We start from the raw sequence: 18,997 nt of genomic DNA, 5'->3' as shown, positions 1-18,997 counted from the left end.
CAGCGCAGTCAGTTCATCATTTCCTTGACCATGCGTTCCTGCTCGATCAGGTCCTTCTGCCGCGCATCGATGCGTGAAGCCAGCTGAAAGTTGTTGGCCGAGCGACGCTTGGCGAAATCGAGTTGCTGAATGGCCTGACGGAAGTCACCGACCAGCGCGAAGTACTCGGCGCGAGCCTGATGCAGGCCGACCGTGTTGCCATTCAGGCCACGTGTTTCGGCCACGACATACCAGATGTCCGGATCATCGGGACGCGTCTTCAGCAGCGCCTCAAGGCTTTTTTCGGCTTCGGCGGTGCGATTCTGCTTAAGCAACACGTCGATACGCACATCGTTGAGCGGGTAGTTGTTCGGGTACAGCGTCAGCATGCGGTCGACCCGTTGCTGCGCGTCGGGCAGGCGGTTGTTGGTGATGTCCAGTTCGATCTGCGTCAGGTTGTAGGTGATGTCATTCGGTGACTTCTCCAGCAGTGGCTTGAGGCTCTCGCGGGCCTCATTGAGCTGGCCACCCTTGATCTGTGCGATGGCCAGGCCATAGCGCGCGGCTTCGGATTTCGGGTTTTCAACCAACTGGGCGCGGAAGCGTTTGGCGGCAATGCCGGGTGTTTCCTCATAGATCAACGCAACCCGTGCCCGCATCAGTTGATACAGCACGCTGTCTTCCTTGCCGCCCGGTTTGGCCTGTTCGGCGCGGTTGCGGGTATCGGCAATCCGCGATTCACTGACCGGGTGAGTCAGCAGAAACTCAGGCGGCCTGGCATCGAACCGATACTGACGCATCAGGCGCTCGAACATGGTCGGCATGTTGCGCGGGTCATAACCCGCCTTTTCCAGGTTGAGAATGCCGATACGGTCGGCCTCCTGCTCGTTCTGGCGTGAGAAACGGCGCTGTTCCTGGATGGCGGCAGCTTGTGAACCTGCAATGGCGGCGATACCTGCGTCACCGGCTCCTGCGGCAGCCATCACGATACCGGCCAGCATGGCGGCCATGACCGGCACCTGCATGCGCTGCTGTGCTTCGATGCCTCGGGCAAAGTGACGCTGCGACAAGTGGGCGAGTTCGTGAGCGAGCACCGAAGCGTATTCGCCTTCGGTCTGGGCATTGAGAAACAGACCGCCGTTGACGCCGATGATCCCGCCGGGTGCGGCGAAGGCGTTCAACTGGGGGCTGTTGATCAAAATGAATTCGAGGCGCCGGTCCTGGACTTGGCTGGTTTCGGCCAGGCGATAGACTGTCGTCTCGACGTAATCCTTGAGCTGCGGGTCCGACAGTTGGCTGACCTGGCCACGCAGCAGGCCCAGCCAGGCACGGCCCAGTTTGTGTTCCTGCTCGGGAGAAACGATGGAAGAACTCGCGTCGCCAAGGGATGGCAGGTCATCGGCCATGCTCGGTACGGAAAACAGGCAGGCGAGCGTGAGCAGTGTAGGACGCAAAAAATTCATGCACGGAGCTCTTTTCTGAAGAGCCTGTACTGTAGCTGGCTAAATGGCGTGCTGACCAGAGTGAGGTATTCTTGCTGGCTGGCCAGCGATGCCTTTCGCAGCCTGCTTTGTAATTCGATGTGTCTGCTAGGAGAGAAACGATGTCTGACCCAGTAGCGCGCCCCGAGGCGTGTGACGCCGAGCTTGATGCGAGCGGACTCAACTGTCCGTTGCCCCTGCTCAAGGCCAAGATGGAGCTCAACCGTCTGGCCAGTGGTGCCGTGCTGAAAGTCATCGCGACCGATGCCGGTTCCCAGCGTGATTTCCGTACGTTTGCCCGACTGGCTGGCCATGAACTTGTGCATGAAGAAGTGGAGGCGGGTGTCTATCGTTACTGGCTGCGCAAAGCCTGATTGCCGCGATTTTTTCGAAAAGGATGTTTGATGTTCAATGTGCTTCGCGGTTGGGTGCAGCGCTACTTCTCTGATGAAGAAGCCGTGGTGCTGGCTGTTCTTTTGTTCTTGGCGTTCACTCTGGTGCTCACGCTGGGCGGCATGCTGGCGCCAGTCCTGGCCGGGCTGGTCCTGGCGTTCCTGATGCAGGGCGTGGTCAATTTTCTGGAGCGCTTTCGCATTCCGGAGGTTGCCGCAGTAGGGTTCGTGTTCGCCCTGTTCATCGGCGCACTGCTGGTGTTCCTGCTGGTGCTGGTGCCACTGCTCTGGCACCAGCTCATCACGCTGTTCAACGAACTGCCGGGCATGCTTGCCAAATGGCAGTCCCTCCTGTTGTTGCTGCCGGAGCGCTACCCGCATCTGGTGTCCGACGAGCAGGTACTGCAGGCCATCGAGGTGGCGCGCGGCGAGATCGGCAAGTTCGGCCAACTGGCAGTCACCTTGTCCCTGTCGAGTCTGCCGCTGGTGGTCAACCTGATGATCTACTTGGTGCTGGTGCCGATTCTGGTGTTCTTCTTTCTCAAGGACCGCCGCATGATCGGGCGTTGGGCGCGGGGTTATCTGCCGCGCGAGCGGGCGCTGCTCACTCGCGTTGCCGAAGAAATGAATCGCCAGATCGCCAACTATATCCGTGGCAAGGTGATCGAGATCTTCATCTGTGGCGGCGTGACCTACATCGCGTTTGTCGCGCTGGGGCTCAATTACGCCGCGCTGCTGGCGATGCTGGTCGGTATTTCAGTGGTCGTGCCTTATGTGGGCGCGGTGGTGGTGACCGTGCCTGTTGCGCTGATCGGTCTGTTTCAGTGGGGCTGGGGTGATCAGTTCATCTACCTGATGATGGTGCACGGCATCATTCAGGCGCTGGATGGCAACGTGTTGGTGCCGCTGCTGTTCTCCGAGGCGGTCAACCTGCATCCGGTCGCAATCATCTGCGCCGTATTGCTGTTCGGCGGTTTGTGGGGCTTCTGGGGGATTTTCTTCGCGATTCCGCTGGCGACCCTGTTCAAGGCCGTCCTCGATGCCTGGCCGCGCAATGAGCCGACAGTGGCCCCACTGCTGTAGCGTCGGGCGAATGTCGCTGCGGTGCATTGCGCGCCGCAGCGATGTGTCACATCAGGCCTTGTTCAGGGCTTCAGCCTGGGCCAGCACTTCGGCCACGTGGCCCGGCACTTTCACACCACGCCATTCCTGACGCAGCACGCCTTCCTTGTCGATCAGGAAGGTGCTGCGATCAACGCCAAGGTATTCCTTGCCGTACAGCTTCTTGAGCTTGATCACGTCGAACAGTTGGCAGACCGCCTCGTCCTTGTCCGAAATCAGCTCGAACGGGAACGATTGCTTGGCCTTGAAATTCTCGTGGGTCTTCAGGCTGTCGCGGGACACGCCCAGCACGACGGTGTTGGCAGCCTGGAACTGCGCGATGTGATCGCGAAAGTCCTGGCCCTGCGTGGTGCAGCCCGGCGTGTTGTCTTTCGGATAGAAATAGATCACCACCTGCTGGCCCTTGAGCTCTGACAGGGTGACGGTCTGGCCGCTGGTGGCGGCTGCCTGGAAGTCGGGAACGGATTGATCTACTGCAACGGCCATGAGGATTCCTTACATCGGGGCTTGTGGGCGCCAGGGTTCGATCAGCGCGTCGAGATTCAGTGCGTCGGCAAAATCGAGGAACTGATCACGCAGCCAGCTGATTTGCGTGCCGGCAGGCAACGTGACGGTGAAGGTGGCGTTGAGCATGGTGCCGCCTGTCTGCGGGGCCTGATAGGTGTCGCAGATCAGGTTTTCCAGTTCGACGTTATGGTCGATGAAGAACTGGCACAGCTCATTGATGATGTCCGGGCGGTACGCCGAGCTGACGTAGGCCACGTAGGGCAGGGCTTCCGGGCGGCTCTCGGAGGTGGCACTGCGCACGACGCTGATCGTGAACGCATGCTTCTTGGCAAGGCCCGGCAGACCGGTCTCAAGGCGCGCCAAGGCATCCCAGCTGCCTGCAACCTGAAGGATCAGTGCGCTGCACTCGCCGTGGCGGGTCAGGCGCGAGGTAACCACCGAGCAGCGATTTTCATGGCTGGCTCGGCACAGGACGTTGGTCAGCTCCATGGGGTTTGCGCCAAGGGCACTGATGACAAGGAATTGTTCGCGAACTGTGGGGGTGGACGACATGCAGCATTCCTAGACGATGAGCGGTCGGTACTTTTTTGGTCTTGCGGGGCTTTTTCGACAATCGAGAGCGCGAGACACCGACCTGAGCCCCGGTGCGTCTGGCGTGCATGGCCTGGCCATGGCTGGGCTGGAACGCGCTGGGGCGGGGCTTCTGGCGACAAATTCGACCGATTGAGCGAGGTGCGCAGGTGACCAGTACCGATCAAAGGACGAAGGGTAGCGAAAACCATCGCTCAGGGGAATGCTCAGAGCGCGGTACTTCGCTTGTACAAGCATGATAGCGCCAGTACCATTACGGCTCTCTTTTTCCGGCAGGAGCGGTTGCATGATTGCGGGCAGTATGGTGGCACTGGTCACACCCATGGATGCACAAGGTCGTCTGGACTGGGACAGCCTGAGCAAACTGGTGGACTTCCACTTGCAAGAGGGCACCAACGCCATTGTTGCCGTCGGCACCACAGGCGAGTCGGCGACGCTTGATGTGAACGAACACATCGAAGTCATCCGTCGCGTGGTCGATCAGGTGGCTGGACGCATTCCGGTGATTGCCGGCACAGGCGCCAATTCGACGCGTGAAGCGGTCGAACTGACCACCAACGCCAAGACCGCAGGTGCCGACGCGTGCCTGCTGGTGACGCCTTACTACAACAAGCCGACCCAGGAAGGCCTGTTCCAGCATTTCAGCCATATCGCCAATGCGGTCGACATTCCGCAGATTCTCTACAACGTGCCGGGCCGTACTGCCTGCGACATGCTGCCAGAGACCGTGGTGCGCCTGTCTGCCGTGAAGAACATCATCGGCATCAAGGAAGCCACCGGTAACCTGCAGCGCGCCCGTGACATCCTTGCAGGCGTCAGCAGCGACTTCCTGGTCTACTCCGGCGACGACGCCACTGCCGTCGAATTGATGCTGCTGGGTGGAAAGGGCAATATCTCCGTCACCGCTAACGTTGCACCGCGCGCCATGAGCGATCTGTGCGCTGCGGCCATGCGTGGCGATGCCGAAGCGGCCCGTGCGATCCACGAAAAGCTGATGCCGCTCAACAACACACTGTTTATCGAATCCAACCCTATCCCCGTGAAGTGGGCGTTGCATGAAATGGGTCTGATGCCGGACGGTATCCGTCTGCCGCTCACCTGGCTCAGCGAAGCCTGTCACGAACCGCTGCGACAGGCCATGCGCCAGTCCGGCGTCCTGGTTTAATTGAGGAAGTACTACGCAATGAAGCGATTGGCCGGACTTTCTGCACTTGCCTTGATTATCTCCAGCACCAGCGGTTGCGGTTGGCTCTGGGGCGAAGACGGTTATTTCCGTGATCGCGGCAGTGATTACCTTCAAGCGTCCCAGACAGCACCGATGCAGGTGCCTGCCGACGTCTCCGGCGTCAAGCGCCTTGACCCGCTGCTGCCGATCCCGCGCAACGTCGCCGACAGCACGCAGAAGGACGGCGAATACGTCGTTCCGCGTCCGTTGCCGCTGGGAACCGCCTCCGAGTCCAGCGACTTCAGTCTGCAGAAGAGCGGTGACGCTCACTGGATTCTGGCTCAGCGCCAGCCTGCCGAAGTCTGGCCGGTTGCGCATCAGTACTTCGAAGACAACGGTTTCCGCATCGCTGAAGAGCGTCCGCAGACCGGTGAATTCAGCTCATCCTGGCAGCGCCTCGACGAACTGTCCGCTTCGGTGGCCAAACGCCTGACTGCAAGCGGCGTGTCGGCCGACTCGGAAACCCGCGTGCGGGTCCGTATCGAACCGGGCGTACAGCGCAACACCAGCGAAGTCTATGTGGTCAGCGTCGAACGCCCTGCAGGCAGCACTTCTGATGTGGCGTTCCCGAATCGCACCACCAACCTGGGTCTGGACGCAGCGCTGACCGACGATCTGCTGGCCAGCATGAGCCGCAACGCCGAGAAGGGCGGTTCCATCTCCCTGCTGGCTGCGCGTGACTTCGACACCCCGAGCCGTGTCGCCCTGAGCGAAGACGGCAGCGGCAACCCGGTCCTGAACCTGGGTGCCGATCTGGATCGTGCATGGTCGAGTGTTGGCCGTGCGCTGGATCAGGGTGACTGGCGTGTCGAAGACATCAACCGCAGCCTGGGCCTGTACTACATCAACCTCGCAGAGAAGGCCCAGAAGCCTGAAAACGAGCCTGGCTTCTTCGGCCGCATGTTCGGCAGCAAGAGCAGCAAGGAAGAGATCGATGCACGCGCCGAGCGCTATCAGGTTCGCCTGAGCAAGGTGGGTGACAACGTTCAGGTCACGGTCGAGAAGAACATCAATACCGTTGCGCCGGCAGATGTTGCCCGCCGCGTATTGAGCGTTATTCAAGACAACCTGGGTTAAGTGCGCTTCGCGGTTCTGGGCAGCGGCAGCCGTGGCAACGGCACGCTGGTCGCAAGCAACGATACGTACGTGCTGGTCGATTGCGGTTTCTCCCTGCGGGAAACCGAGCGACGCCTGGCTCGCCTGGGTGTCGCGGGCGAGCAACTGAGCGCAATTCTGGTGACCCACGAACATGCCGATCACGTGCATGGCGTGGGTTTGCTGTCTCGGCGTTACAATTTGCCGGTTTACCTCAGTGGTGGCACCTTGCGCGGGATGCGCAAGCCGGTCGAGGCGGCCGGATTGCTCACAGGTGGCGAGCGATTGCAGGTCGGCGCGCTGGACATCGATGTGGTGTCCGTCTCGCACGATGCGCTCGAACCCACGCAATTCGTCTTCAATGACGGGCGACGCCGCTTTGGCCTGTTGACCGATCTGGGGTCGTATTGCCCGAACGTGCTGCAGCGTTATCACGGCCTGGATGCCTTGATGATCGAAGCCAACCACTGCCGCGACATGCTTGCCCGAGGCCATTACCCGGTCTTTCTCAAGCAGCGTGTAGGCTGTGAAACAGGACATTTGAACAACCATCAGGCCGCCAACCTGGTGAGCGAGCTGGGATGGCAAAGCTTGCAGCACCTCGTGCTGGCTCATCTCAGCAGCAAGAACAACCTGCCGCATCTGGCCCGGCAATGTTTTGTCGACACCCTTGGGTGCGACCCGGACTGGCTGCAACTGGCCGATCAAGATTCAGGGCTCGACTGGCGACACATCGCCTAGCCCAACTACTTAGCAAGCGGAGCCCATCATGGAAAAACGTGAAGAACTCTACCGCGGCAAAGCCAAATCGGTTTACAAGACCGACGACGCTGACCGCTTGATCCTGCTGTTCCGTAACGACACCTCGGCGTTCGACGGCAAGCGCATCGAACAGCTGGACCGCAAAGGCATGGTGAACAACAAGTTCAACGCCTTCATCATGCAGAAGCTGGAAGAAGCGGGCGTTCCGACCCAATTCGACAAGCTGCTGGGCGACAACGAGTGCCTGGTCAAGAAACTGGACATGATCCCGGTCGAGTGCGTTGTGCGTAACTACGCCGCGGGCAGCCTGGTCAAGCGCCTGGGCATCGAAGAGGGTACAAAGCTCGATCCGTACACCTTCGAACTGTTCCTCAAGGACGACGCCAAGGGCGACCCGTTCATCAACGAATCCCACGTTGTGGCATTCGGTTGGGGCACCGCCGAGCAACTGGTCCGCATGAAAGAGCTGTCGCTCAAGGTCAACGAAGTTCTGAAGAAGCTGTTCGACGACGCAGGCCTGCTGCTGGTCGACTTCAAGCTTGAATTCGGTGTGTTCCACGGCGAAATCGTTCTGGGCGACGAATTCAGCCCCGACGGCTGCCGCCTGTGGGACAAGGACACCCGCAAGAAAATGGACAAGGACCGCTTCCGCCAGGGCCTCGGTGACGTCATCGAAGCCTACGAAGAAGTCGCCAACCGTCTGGGCGTACCGCTTTAAGCTGAAAAAACGACGCAAGCGTTTGATAGCACGAAAAAAAATGGCCTTAGGGCTTCGCGTTACGTCTCGATGCTGTTATGATGCGCGCCGTTGGAGAGATGCCAGAGTGGCCGAATGGGACGGATTCGAAATCCGTTGTACCTTCACCGGTACCTAGGGTTCGAATCCCTATCTCTCCGCCATACAAATAAAGACCCGTAGCTGATCCAGCTACGGGTTTTTTTGTGGTCAAAATAATGATCATTTCCGCGTGCTTGCTTCATTTGGTCGGATTTACGACTTCCCCCACACGTCGGTACACGTGCTGAGTAATTATGGCCCTGGATATCTGTATCCCGTAGTTTCTGCAATCAGTTCACTCTAGCTGACGAAACGCCATAATTTCCTCCCAAATATACCCGTAGCTATACCGTAACCATCTAACCTTCACCAAGTCGAAGCTACGCCGTAGCCGGCTGTTCTCGCGCGACTTCAGCTCTTTGGCTATTTCATCCAATAACCACTCATCCTTGAATCCGGTCCAAACAGAAGGTACGGGCGTTTCGAGGTTGCTGAAGCAAACCGGTGCGACTTCCGAATACAAAATTTCTTCGATAACCCCTGAATCGTAACCCCTGACCCGTTCCGCGATGGACGCATAATCGACATTGTTGTCTACAAAAGCCTCTGCTAGCGCGATTTGTATTCTCGCTCGTTCCGTAGAAGTCAGTACCAATGGATCAGCTTCTCTAGTTCTGCGTCGAATGTAGTTGCAGCGCCCTTCGTCGTGATGCCGCTTCCTGTCAGAACAACGCCTGTGGCGCAAGCTGGAGATCCGTAGGCTATAGATTGCGGACCGTGCCCAGGCATCGGGCAACTGGTCGGATCTGTGACACGCGCAGCGGGCTTTGCCATTTTTGACTCCTTGTCGATGAATCTAACGGAAACGACTGTATCAGACTCGTTCAGAAAAATTACCTTGAGGGGCGCGCAAGATCATTCTTGACGAGATGCACCGCCAAACGATGAGCCAGGTTTTGCATGGACCATTGTTCAGACTGAGCACGCGGCCACAGAAAAGGACAAAAACGGTTGATGTGATCGCGTACCCGGCTTTCAATTCTTCTAAGGCCAGGGATTTTTATGAATTTGATGGCTTGGAGGTTTTGCTTAAATTGTCTGTTTTGTCATTCATGTTGAAGATGAGTTGGTCGAAATGCTCGACCAGCTGGCCTTCGCCACAGGTTGTGATCGGCATCACCACTTGAGACGAACTCTGTCTCGCTACGTTGAAGTCGAAACGCACAATCTCAATGCCACGGATGAGGGCCTTGCCGAAGTCAAGGCAGATAGGACAGTCGATCTGGAATCGGTCAAAGCCAGATGGATTGCTCGTGCCGCGAGTCGGGCTAAGTGAAGGGGCGATAGCAATATGGGAGCAATTTTGAATAAACGCTGTGCTGACGGGCGCTCAAAAAATCTAGAGGGACTGGTGATGAGCGATGATGTGCTGACCTTCAAAGCAGCCTCCATCGAGCGCTCTGTATCAAGAGCACGAGATGAATACGAAAAAGAACCCGGTACGTTCGGAGCTGACATCACGCGCCAGGATGCCGCTATTTTCAACATCCAACGTGCCTGCGTGGCCGCTCTCGACATGGGCCAGCATCTGATCCGACGGGAAGGCCTTGGCGTCCCGGAAGACGCTCGCGATGTTTTCGAATTGCTTCATCGTGGTGGCTGGCTGGAAGCACTGTTGCTGCCGAGGATGAAAAATATGGTGGGGTTTCGCAACATCGCTGTGCATGATTACCAGACGCTGCAATTGCCAACAGTGGTTTTTATGATCACCCAGCATTTAGGTGATTTTATGTTGTTCAGTTCGGCAATTCTGCGTAAGGATGCTGCTATCAAAGCGACCCTGCGTGACGCTTACCGATTTAGATAACGCTCACTGCTCCTATCGAGTAACCATGACATGAACTGTCCAACGTGTCGTACCGCTGACTTGACGTCTTGCACCCGCAACATCCCGCACTCGTATAAATCAGAATCGATGGTCATCTCATCGGTCTCAGGCAATCACTGCCTGATCTGTGGTGAGGTAGTGCTGGACGCCACTGAATCTGCCCGGGTCAGCGCAGAGATGGTGAAATTCAACCAGCAGGTGGATGCTCGGGTCGGAACATAATCCACGCCTACTGCGAAGCTTTAATTCCTAGCCCTTCATAGAGCCCCAACTCCGGCTACCGCCGCCCCGTCCGCGTACTCACATCCACCCAGACCGCCAGCACCAGAATGCTGCCCTTCACGATCATCTGCCAGTAACTGTCCACATCCAGCATGGACATGCCGTTGTCCAGACTCGTGATCACCAGTGCCCCCAGCAGTGCGCCGTAGACTGTGCCGGAGCCGCCGCGCATGGAGGTGCCGCCGATGAAGCAGGCAGCGATGGCGTCGAGTTCGCCCATGTTGCCGGCCGACGGCGAGCCTGCCGCGAGGCGGGCGGTGTTGACCATGCCGGCAAGGGCGCACATGACGCCCATGATGCCGAAGATCCACAGTTTGACGGCTTGTACGTTGATGCCGGACAGGCGTGTGGCTTCCATGTTGCTGCCCACCGAGTAGACGCGGCGGCCGAACACGGTCTGGCTGGTGACGTAGCTGAATACGCCCAGCAGGACCAGCAGAAGCAGCACGGGCACCGGAATGCCGTCGTAGCTGTTGAGGGTGTAGACGAAGCCTGCCACCACGGCGCCGATCAGCACGACGCGGGTGGCGTCACGAGCCATGGAGTGGGCGGCCAGGCCGTGCAGGGCGCGGTTGCGGCGTTGTCGCCAGGTGAGGAACAAGGTGAGGGCGAAGAGGACGATGCCCAGGCCCGTGCCGACCGCATGTGGCAGGTAGCCCTGGCCGACGTACACCAACTCCGGCGAGACCGGCGCGATGGTGGTGCCGCCGGTGATGCCCAGCAGAATGCCGCGGAACGCCAGCATGCCGCCCAGGCCGACGATGAACGACGGGATGCGCAGGTAGGCGGTCATGTAGCCGTTGGCCAGGCCGATCATCAGTCCGCACAAGGCAACGATGCTCAGGTTGGCGAGCAGCGGTATGTGATAGATCACGTCGAGAATCGCCGCCAGGCCGCCCAGCAGCCCGAGCAATGAGCCTACCGACAGGTCGATCTCGCCGCTGATGATTACCAGCACCATACCGCAGGCGAGGATGCCGGTGATCGACATTTGCCGCAGCAGGTTGGACAGGTTGCGCGGGGTCAGAAAGCCGCCTTCGGTCTGCCAGCTGAAGAACAGCCAGATGATCGCCACGGCGATGACCAGTGCGAGCATTTTGTAGCGGGAAAAGAGCTGTTTGACCTGATTCATCTACGCGGTCTTCCGATCATTATTGTTATGGCCATCGGGATGGCTGAGCGCGGCGGCGAGCACCTGTTCCTGGGTGAGATCCTGATTGATGAAGTCGCCGCGCAACTGACCTTCGCCGATCACCAGCACGCGGTCGGAGACGCCCAGCACTTCGGCCAGCTCCGAGGACACCATGATGATCGACACACCAGCAGCTGCCAGCGCGCCCATCAGCTTGTAGATCTCGTATTTGGCTCCGACATCGACGCCTCGGGTCGGCTCATCGAGGATCAGCACGCGCGGCTTGGTGAGCAGCATCTTGGCCAGAACAGCCTTCTGTTGATTACCGCCGGACAGGCTGGTGATCGGCAGGAACGGGCTCGCGGTCTTGAGGTGCATGCGCGAGATTTCCCGGTCGATGCTGCCCAGTTCGGCTTCAGCGTCGATACGGGTCATCTTCGAGTAGCTGTCCAGCACGGCGAGGGTGATGTTTTGGCCCACGCCCAGGTCCGGAATGATGCCCTGACGCTTGCGGTCTTCCGGGACCATGCACAGCCCGGCGCGAATCGATTTGAGTGGCGTGCGCGTGTCGATCTGCCGCCCCTCCAGCCAGACCTCGCCTTCGTAGCGACCGGGATAGGCACCGAACAGCGCAGAGACCAGTTCCGTGCGTCCGGCACCGACCAGCCCGGCAACGCCCAGAATCTCGCCGCGCTTGAGCTCGAATGAAATATCGTCTACACGTTTGCGCTTCGGGTTGTCGACGTCGTAGCAAGTGAAGTGGCGCGCTTCGAACATCACTTCGCCCACGTCGTGCGGTTCGGTGGGGTAGAGGTTGCTCATTTCCCGGCCGACCATCTGGGTGATGATCTTCGGGATGTCCATGTCGGCCATCGCGGTGGTGGCGATGTGTTTGCCGTCGCGAATCACCGAAATGGTGTCGCATACCGCAGCGACTTCATCGAGCTTATGGGAGATATAAACGCACGCCACGCCCTTGGCCTTGAGGTCGCGAATGATGTCCAGCAGCACGTCGATTTCCGAGCGTGTCAGGGCCGAGGAGGGCTCGTCCAGGATAAGCAGCCGCGCCTGTTTGTTCAGCGCCTTGGCGATCTCCACCAGTTGCTGGTAGCCGCCACCGTACTGTGACACTGGCAGGGCGACGTTCATGTCCGGCACTTTCAGTTCACGCATCAGGGCTTCGGCGCGATGGATCATCGCCGGGTAGTTCATGCGTCCACCGCGCAGGGTCAGTTCGTGGCCCATGAAGATGTTTTCGGCCACCGACAGGTCAGGCACCAGCGTCAGTTCCTGATGGATGATGACGATGCCTGCGGCTTCCGTTTCGCTGATCGATTGCGCCTTGAGCGGCTGGCCGTCCCAGAGGATTTCACCTTCCCAGGTGCCGTAGGGATAAACCGCTGACAGGACTTTCATCAGCGTGGATTTACCTGCACCGTTTTCGCCGCACAGACCGACGCACTCACCGGCGCGGACCTTGATGTCGATGCCGTTCAGGGCTTTGACGCCGTCGAAGGTTTTGACGATGCCGTTCATTTGCAGCAGATAATCGGACATGGCGAGGCACTCACACAGAGGCAACACAAGACGTATCGCAGGACAGGTCTCATCCGGTCCTGCGGTTCATCCTCAGGCGTTCAAGCGAGCCTGATCGGTCATTGCCCGGCGATCTGCGCCTTGGTGTAGAAGCCGTCCTTTTCCAGCAAGTCGATGTTGTCCTTGGTCAACGGAGTAGGCGTGAGCAGGATGGTGTCGACCTTCTTGTTGCCGTTGTCGTACTGCGAGCTATAGGTCGGCTTCTCATTGCGTGCCAGTTGCACCGAGAGTTTGGCGGCTTCCGAGGCGATCAGTTTGAGCGGCTTGTAGACGGTCATGGTCTGGGTGCCGTCGATCACGCGCTTGACTGCTGCCAGGTCGGCGTCCTGACCGGAGATAGGTACCTTGCCCGCCAGTTTCTGCGCAGCAAGGGCCTGAATGGCGCCGCCTGCCGTGGCATCGTTGGAGGCGACGATGCCGTCGATCTTGTTGTTGTTACGGGTCAGGGCGTTTTCGACGATGGCGAGGGCTTCGGTCGGGTTCCATTCCTTGACCCACTGCTGGCCGACAATCTTGATGTCGCCCTTGTCGATGGCCGGTTGCAGCACTTTCATCTGGCCTTCGCGCAGGATCTTGGCGTTGTTGTCGGTGGGCGCGCCGCCGAGCAGGAAGTAGTTGCCCTTCGGCGCAGCTTGCAGCACACCGTTGGCCTGCATCTCGCCGACCTTTTCGTTATCGAAGGAGATGTAGGCGTCGATGTCGGCGTTGAGGATCAGCCGGTCGTAGGACACCACCTTGATCCCGGCTTTCTTGGCCTCGGCGACGGCATTGGTCAGTACGGTGGCGTTGAAGGGCACGATGACGATCACATCGACGCCGCGGGAAATGAGGTTTTCAATCTGCGAAATCTGCTTCTGCTCATTGGCGTCTGCGGATTGCACATAGACCTTGGCGTTCATCTTTTCCGCTGCCGCGACGAAATAGTCACGGTCCCGGGACCAGCGTTCAAGGCGCAGGTCGTCGATGGAAAAACCGATTTTCGGATTGGCGGAATCGGCCATGGCCGGAAGCGAGAGCAGGGCCAGCGCACTGGCGAGTAACGTGAGCCGTAGTTTTTTCATGGTGGTGCGTCCTTTTATTGTTGTTTGAAAGACACTGCATGACGTGGAGCAGGTTGCCGGTAAAACTGTAGAGAGTTGCGAGACGCTGCGAGCAGAGATTTGTCGCGAGAATGTAACCGCTGCGCCGGGCCTGCAGCTCTCTCCAAAGTCTAGCCATTACAGCGTTTGATCAGCGGTAGATGAACCGATTGACCACGTTTTCGAGCATCTCCTGTCGACCGCTGACTGCCTGAGGATTCAGTTCGTCGGCGAACGCTTTCTGCGCCAGCGACTCCAGGCTGAAATCGCCCGCCAGCACAGCTTTGCCAAACGGCTGCTGCCAACCTGCGTAGCGTTGATCCTTGAATTTCTGAAGCTGGTCGTTCTGCACCATCGCGGCTGCACGCTCCAGTGACAGGGCCAGGACATCCATGGCCGCGATATGGCCGTGGAACAGATCAACTTCATCCAGGCTCTGGCGACGAACCTTGGAGTCGAAGTTGAAGCCGCCATTCTTGAAGCCGCCTGCTTTCAGAATCTCGTACGTGGCGAGGGTCATTTCTTCGACACTGTTTGGAAACTGATCTGTGTCCCAACCGTTCTGCGGATCGCCGCGGTTGGCGTCGATGCTGCCGAAGATCCCGAGCGAGACCGCCGTGGCAATTTCGTGGTGGAAGCTATGCCCGGCGAGGGTTGCGTGGTTGGCTTCGATGTTGACCTTGATCTCGTTCTCCAGGCCGAACTGCTGGAGGAAACCGAAAACCGTGGCGCTGTCGTAATCGTATTGATGCTTGGTCGGCTCCTGCGGCTTGGGTTCGATCAGCAGATCGCCCTTGAAACCGATCTTGTGCTTGTGCTCGACCACCATGCGCATGAAGCGGCCCAGTTGTTCGCGTTCCTGTTTGAGGTCGGTGTTGAGCAGGGTTTCATAGCCTTCGCGGCCGCCCCACAGTACGTAGTTCGAGCCTTTGAGGCGCTGGGTGGCGTTCATGGCGCTGAACACTTGAGCGGCGGCGAAGGCGAACACTTCAGGGTCCGGGTTGCTGGCGGCTCCGGCGGCAAAGCGCGGGTTGCTGAAACAGTTGGCTGTGCCCCACAGCAGTTTGATGCCGGTCTCTTCCTGATGGCGCTCCAGGTGATCGATCATCTGCGAGAAGTTGTTGCGGTATTCCTTCAGCGAGCTGCCTTCCGGCGCCACGTCAGTGTCGTGGAAACAGTAGTAGTCGATGCCCAGCTTGGAGAAGAACTCGAAGGCCGCTTCAGCCTTGCCGATGGCTTGCTCCATCGGGCCTGCGGCGTGCTGCCAGGGGCGCTTGAAGGTGCTTGCACCGAATACGTCCGAGCCTGGCCAGACGAAGGTATGCCAGTAGCAGACGGCCATGCGCAGGTGCTCGCGCATGGGTTTGCCGAGGATCAGCTTGTCGGCGTCGTAGTGTTGGAAAGCAAAGGGCGAATCGCTGGCAGGACCTTCATAAACGATCCTGTCGACAGTGGGGAAGTACGACATGGGCGTGTTCCTTATTGTTCTTGGCGGTTTTCCGATACTAGCAATGGCCCTGTCGCCATGGATTATGAAAGTCACCAACAGGCAGTGCGATTTTGAGTTGAGATATGGCGACCACGCGCCTAGTCTCAGCTCATGGCTCCGCTACCGGATCACTATAAAAACAATGAAGACCGTCCCTCCTGTTCACCGCATTGCCCTGTTGTTCAATGGCAGCAAGATCTACGACCGCGGCATCATCAGCGGCATCGGCAATTACCTGAGCAGCACCCGTGCGTCCTGGGACCTTTTCCTTGAGGAGGACTTCCTTTGTCGGTTGCGTGGTATCGAGCGCTGGCAGGGTGACGGGATCATTGCCGACTTCGACGATCCGTTGATTGGCGAGGCGCTGGCCGGGATCAAGTTGCCTGTCGTGGCCGTGGGCGGCAGTTATCAGGACGCCAGAGCGTATCCGAAGGGGATTCCTTACGTCGCGACCGACAATGACGCGCTGATGAAGCTGGCGTACGAGCACTTGATAGAAGCGGGGCTGACCCGTTTCGCCTGCTTCAGCCTGCCGGAGTCACAGGCCAATCGCTGGGCGCAGGAGCGTGAGAAGGCGTTTCGCAGGCTGCTGCAGCGCGACGGGCTGCACGTCGATATCTATCGTGGCATGGGCACCAGCGCGCCGCTCTGGGACAGCGCCGTCGAGCAGCAGATCGCCTGGCTGCAAAGCCTGCCCAAGCCGATTGGCATCATCGCGGTTAGTGATGCCCGCGCCCGACAGTTGCTGCAAGCCTGCCTGACAGCGGGCATTGCCGTGCCGGAGCAGGTGGCGCTGATCGGCATCGACAACGACCCGCTGACCCGCACTCTGACCCGAGTGCCGCTGAGTTCGGTGATCCAGGGCACCGAAACCATGGGCCGGACGGCTGCGCACCTGCTGCATCAAATGCTGCACGGCATGCCGTCCGCCGGGACGCAGATTCTGATACCACCCGATGCGATCAACGTTCAGGCTTCAAGCCTGCACCAACCTCTGGGCGATCCATACGTGATGCAGGCGCTGCTGTTCATCCGCCAGTACGCGTGCCAAGGCATCAAGACTGCGCAGGTGGCAGCCTATGTCGGAATTTCGCGCTCTTCGCTGGAGTCGCACTTTCGCAAGGTGCGGGGCTGCAGCGTCCACGACGAAATCCTGCGCTTCAAGCTCGCCGCAGCGGCCAGCGGGCTGGAGAATACCGATTCGGCCATTGCCGACATTGCCCGCGATTGCGGCTTCACCTCGGCGCAGTACCTGCACACCGTGTTCCGCCGCGAGTTCGGCTGCACGCCGAGGGAGTATCAGCAGGGTGGGAATGAAAGGCTGGTGTCCGTCTGACATGGCACAAGCTGAGCGGTCATACCGTCATCTCTTACGTCAGCCAATACCACAGCAGCGACGTGCCCACCAGTCCGACCACCGAGACGATGGTCTGCAGCACCGACCAGACCCACAGCGTCTGTTTCAGCTGCAGGCCGAAATATTCGCGGACCATCCAGAACCCTGCATCGTTGACGTGGCAGAAGAACACCGAGCCTGCGCCGATCACCAGCGCCACCAGCGAGGCCTCGACAGGGGCAAGACCTGCCATCATCGGAGCCAGGATGCCTGCTGTCGTAGTCGTTGCCACGGTGGCGGAGCCGGTGGCCTGGCGCAGCGCAACGGCAATCAGCCAGGCCAGCAGCAGATACGGCATGTGCGCGCCTTCGGCCACTTTGCTGATGGTCTGGCTGACACCCGCATCCAGCAGCGTTTGCTTCAGGCCTCCACCGGCACCGATGGTCAGCAGCAACACGGCAATCGGCGCCAGGCTTTTGCGCAAGGTGCCGCCGACGTGTTCACGAGAAAGACCATTGGCCCAGCCCAGGCACACGGTTGCCGCCAGCACGGCGATGCTCAGTGCAACCAGCGGTTCACCGAGAAATTTCAAGGTCAGCGCAACGCTGCTTTCGGGCTCCATCGCCACTTTGGCCAGTGTGCTGCCCAGCATCAGAATCACCGGCAACAGAATGATCAGCAACGACGTGCCAAAGCCTGGCTGGCGGCTGACGTCAGGCTTGGCGCTGAACAGCTTGCCCAGATCGGCAGGCTCTTCGATGTGCATGCGTTTTGACAGCCAGTTACCGTAAAGGGGCCCTGCAAGAATGACTGCGGGAATCGCGACGCAAAGCCCCAGCAGCATGGTCAGCCCCAGATCGGCGTGCAGCGCACTGACCGCGATCAGCGGACCGGGATGGGGAGGCATCAGCGCGTGCAGCGTCGTCATACCGGCCAGCGCCGGGATGGCGATCTTCAGCAATGGCTGACCCGACTGGCGCGCCATGACGAAGATGATCGGCACCATCATCACCAGGCCGACTTCGAAGAACAGCGGCAGGCCGATGACCATCGCCACCACAGCCATGACCCACGGCAGCATCTTGCCCTTGCCCAGGCCGAGCAGGGTAGATGCGATGCGGTCCGCAGCCCCGGACTCGGCCATCAGTGCGCCGAGCATGGCACCCAGGGCGATGATGATGCCGGCCTCGCCCAAAATACCACCCGCGCCCTTGCTGAACGCTTTGGCGACGGCTTCGGCGGGCAGCCCTGCGCCTATCCCGGCGATGAACGTACCGACCAGAATCGACAGAAAAGGCGGGAGTTTGGTGGCACTGATCAACACGATGATCGTAGCGATTGCAATCAGGCAGCAGACAATCAGACGGGTGTCGTGAAACACCCAGGCAGCAGACGACAGATCCAACGCGGACCCCCCTTATCAATCGGTTTCTATACGGGTTCTGGCCAAGGCTTGCCTGGCGGGTATTGATACAATTTGTTGCAATTTATCAAACGATACCCGAATGCGGCGTTGTGTCGCAGTTAATTTTTCACAGGTTTTGGCTGAAGTCGCGGTTGTGCAATGGCAGGAAAATCGAGTGTCGAGACTGTCCTGATGTAATTTCCCAACTCGCCAGTTCAAGTGATGCGTGATGTATCGCGATGCAAAGAGGAATTACCTGCTGTCCGGGTTTCGCTTTCAGCCGATGTGATCTATACCTTGGGTTCACGTTATGTGAAGCCAGGAGCTTTCAGATGTCGGACGTCGATCAAACCCAGCAAGCGCAACCTTCTCCCAACCAGAACCACGACGATGTCGTTGCCCAGATCAAGTGGCAGGGCAAGCAGATCGATTGGCTGCTGCAGTGGCTGGTCAAATTTGTTGCCAACACCAAAGTCGAAATGGGCGTCACCCTGACGGTCGGTGGCAATCTTGTGTCAGGTAATCTTATTTCCCATGATGCCTATTTCGAACAATTGGCCGAGGACATTTCCGCTCCGTTTAGCCAGTTTGCGAACGGTGCCGACGCCTCGATGAAGGAAATGATCCTTTCGTTCAAGCCTGGCGACTCCTCCGAAGACACACCCGCCTTTCACTTTATTCACCTCAAGGATTGCCAGACCTACTCAAGCGACGGAAATCCGATTTGCGAATCCGGAGTCCTGTGGCGTGGCAGGATTGCTGCGGTAGATGGGTTCACCATCGGCCTGATCGCCAAGAAGTAGCGCTTTTTGGGAGTTTCCAGACAGTGCACAACGCCCCGGTAATACCGGGGCCTCT

General features: G+C 59.0%; 19 protein-coding genes, 1 tRNA gene and 1 pseudogene. 11 read left to right on the top strand and 10 right to left on the bottom strand.

Annotation, left to right across the window (positions count from 1 at the left end; genetic code table 11):
* Positions 1-8: 8 nt before the first annotated feature.
* On the bottom strand, positions 9-1,442 hold the full coding sequence (locus QRN20_RS04170; RefSeq protein ID WP_004879198.1) for a M48 family metalloprotease: 1,434 nt from the start codon (positions 1,440-1,442) through the stop codon (positions 9-11).
* A gap of 140 nt (positions 1,443-1,582) precedes the next feature.
* Between QRN20_RS04170 and QRN20_RS04165 the strand changes: the two genes are divergently transcribed.
* Positions 1,583-1,834, top strand: coding sequence for a sulfurtransferase TusA family protein (locus QRN20_RS04165; protein ID WP_004879200.1), 252 nt, complete (start codon positions 1,583-1,585; stop codon positions 1,832-1,834).
* A 30-nt stretch (positions 1,835-1,864) separates the two neighbouring features.
* Positions 1,865-2,935: an AI-2E family transporter gene (locus QRN20_RS04160; protein ID WP_069143922.1), complete on the top strand. Its 1,071-nt coding sequence runs from the start codon at positions 1,865-1,867 to the stop codon at positions 2,933-2,935.
* Positions 2,936-2,986: 51 nt separating this feature from the next.
* Here QRN20_RS04160 and QRN20_RS04155 read toward each other — a convergent pair whose 3' ends face one another.
* Positions 2,987-3,460 (bottom strand): peroxiredoxin, encoded by a 474-nt coding sequence (locus QRN20_RS04155; RefSeq protein WP_025994437.1) that lies wholly within the window; start codon positions 3,458-3,460, stop codon positions 2,987-2,989.
* 9 nt (positions 3,461-3,469) lie between these two features.
* On the bottom strand, positions 3,470-4,033 hold the full coding sequence (locus QRN20_RS04150) for a glycine cleavage system transcriptional repressor (protein WP_004879204.1): 564 nt from the start codon (positions 4,031-4,033) through the stop codon (positions 3,470-3,472).
* A 325-nt stretch (positions 4,034-4,358) separates the two neighbouring features.
* Here QRN20_RS04150 and dapA point away from each other — a divergent pair, with 325 nt between their 5' ends.
* From dapA to QRN20_RS04125, 5 genes are all read left to right on the top strand, one after another.
* Positions 4,359-5,237, top strand: coding sequence for a 4-hydroxy-tetrahydrodipicolinate synthase (gene dapA / locus QRN20_RS04145; protein WP_004879206.1), 879 nt, complete (start codon positions 4,359-4,361; stop codon positions 5,235-5,237).
* 18 nt (positions 5,238-5,255) lie between these two features.
* On the top strand, positions 5,256-6,374 hold the full coding sequence (gene bamC, locus QRN20_RS04140; protein WP_004879210.1) for an NlpB/DapX family lipoprotein: 1,119 nt from the start codon (positions 5,256-5,258) through the stop codon (positions 6,372-6,374).
* Positions 6,375-7,133: an MBL fold metallo-hydrolase gene (locus tag QRN20_RS04135; RefSeq protein WP_004879212.1), complete on the top strand. Its 759-nt coding sequence runs from the start codon at positions 6,375-6,377 to the stop codon at positions 7,131-7,133.
* Positions 7,134-7,161: 28 nt separating this feature from the next.
* Positions 7,162-7,872 carry a phosphoribosylaminoimidazolesuccinocarboxamide synthase gene (gene purC, locus QRN20_RS04130; protein ID WP_004879213.1) on the top strand — a complete coding sequence of 237 codons (711 nt, stop codon included), beginning with the start codon at positions 7,162-7,164 and terminating at the stop codon, positions 7,870-7,872.
* Between the two features lie 92 nt (positions 7,873-7,964).
* Positions 7,965-8,054: transfer RNA gene (locus tag QRN20_RS04125), tRNA-Ser, on the top strand.
* 173 nt (positions 8,055-8,227) lie between these two features.
* Here QRN20_RS04125 and QRN20_RS26780 read toward each other — a convergent pair.
* Both QRN20_RS26780 and QRN20_RS26775 read right to left on the bottom strand, forming a co-directional pair.
* Positions 8,228-8,587, bottom strand: coding sequence for a DUF7079 family protein (locus QRN20_RS26780; protein WP_420902403.1), 360 nt, complete (start codon positions 8,585-8,587; stop codon positions 8,228-8,230).
* Positions 8,588-8,679: 92 nt separating this feature from the next.
* A pseudogene (locus QRN20_RS26775) lies at positions 8,680-8,766 on the bottom strand (PAAR domain-containing protein); the annotation flags it as partial.
* Positions 8,767-9,346: 580 nt separating this feature from the next.
* Between QRN20_RS26775 and hepT the strand changes: the two are divergent.
* Both hepT and QRN20_RS26660 read left to right on the top strand, forming a co-directional pair.
* Positions 9,347-9,799: a type VII toxin-antitoxin system HepT family RNase toxin gene (hepT, locus tag QRN20_RS04110; RefSeq protein WP_122412811.1), complete on the top strand. Its 453-nt coding sequence runs from the start codon at positions 9,347-9,349 to the stop codon at positions 9,797-9,799.
* A 30-nt stretch (positions 9,800-9,829) separates the two neighbouring features.
* Positions 9,830-10,042, top strand: coding sequence for a type II toxin-antitoxin system MqsA family antitoxin (locus tag QRN20_RS26660; RefSeq protein ID WP_080597865.1), 213 nt, complete (start codon positions 9,830-9,832; stop codon positions 10,040-10,042).
* Positions 10,043-10,097: 55 nt separating this feature from the next.
* On the opposite strand, the gene QRN20_RS04105 is transcribed toward QRN20_RS26660, so the two are convergent.
* From QRN20_RS04105 to xylA, 4 genes are all read right to left on the bottom strand, one after another.
* Positions 10,098-11,234: a sugar ABC transporter permease gene (locus QRN20_RS04105; protein ID WP_058432013.1), complete on the bottom strand. Its 1,137-nt coding sequence runs from the start codon at positions 11,232-11,234 to the stop codon at positions 10,098-10,100.
* Positions 11,235-12,791, bottom strand: coding sequence for a D-xylose ABC transporter ATP-binding protein (gene xylG, locus QRN20_RS04100; RefSeq protein ID WP_122417855.1), 1,557 nt, complete (start codon positions 12,789-12,791; stop codon positions 11,235-11,237).
* Between the two features lie 98 nt (positions 12,792-12,889).
* The gene (gene xylF, locus QRN20_RS04095) at positions 12,890-13,891 is read right to left on the bottom strand and encodes a D-xylose ABC transporter substrate-binding protein (RefSeq protein WP_025994916.1); all 1,002 of its coding nucleotides are present in this window, start codon (positions 13,889-13,891) and stop codon (positions 12,890-12,892) included.
* A gap of 169 nt (positions 13,892-14,060) precedes the next feature.
* Positions 14,061-15,377, bottom strand: coding sequence for a xylose isomerase (xylA, locus tag QRN20_RS04090; protein WP_122417854.1), 1,317 nt, complete (start codon positions 15,375-15,377; stop codon positions 14,061-14,063).
* A gap of 163 nt (positions 15,378-15,540) precedes the next feature.
* On the opposite strand from xylA, the gene QRN20_RS04085 reads away from it, so the two are divergent.
* Complete coding sequence (locus tag QRN20_RS04085) at positions 15,541-16,734, top strand: XylR family transcriptional regulator (protein ID WP_122408856.1); 1,194 nt, start codon at positions 15,541-15,543, stop codon at positions 16,732-16,734.
* Between the two features lie 34 nt (positions 16,735-16,768).
* Here the strand turns inward: QRN20_RS04085 and QRN20_RS04080 are convergent, their stop codons facing one another.
* Positions 16,769-18,139 carry a GntT/GntP/DsdX family permease gene (locus tag QRN20_RS04080; protein WP_043305432.1) on the bottom strand — a complete coding sequence of 457 codons (1,371 nt, stop codon included), beginning with the start codon at positions 18,137-18,139 and terminating at the stop codon, positions 16,769-16,771.
* Between the two features lie 332 nt (positions 18,140-18,471).
* Between QRN20_RS04080 and gvpU the strand changes: the two genes are divergently transcribed.
* Positions 18,472-18,942 (top strand): gas vesicle accessory protein GvpU, encoded by a 471-nt coding sequence (gene gvpU / locus QRN20_RS04075; protein ID WP_025994920.1) that lies wholly within the window; start codon positions 18,472-18,474, stop codon positions 18,940-18,942.
* Positions 18,943-18,997: the final 55 nt, after the last annotated feature.

The sequence above is a fragment of the Pseudomonas sp. fls2-241-TYG-175 genome (genome assembly GCF_030209155.1).
Classification (GTDB): Bacteria; Pseudomonadota; Gammaproteobacteria; order Pseudomonadales; family Pseudomonadaceae; genus Aquipseudomonas; species Aquipseudomonas viridiflava.
This window is presented reverse-complemented; position numbering and strand designations above follow the sequence as displayed.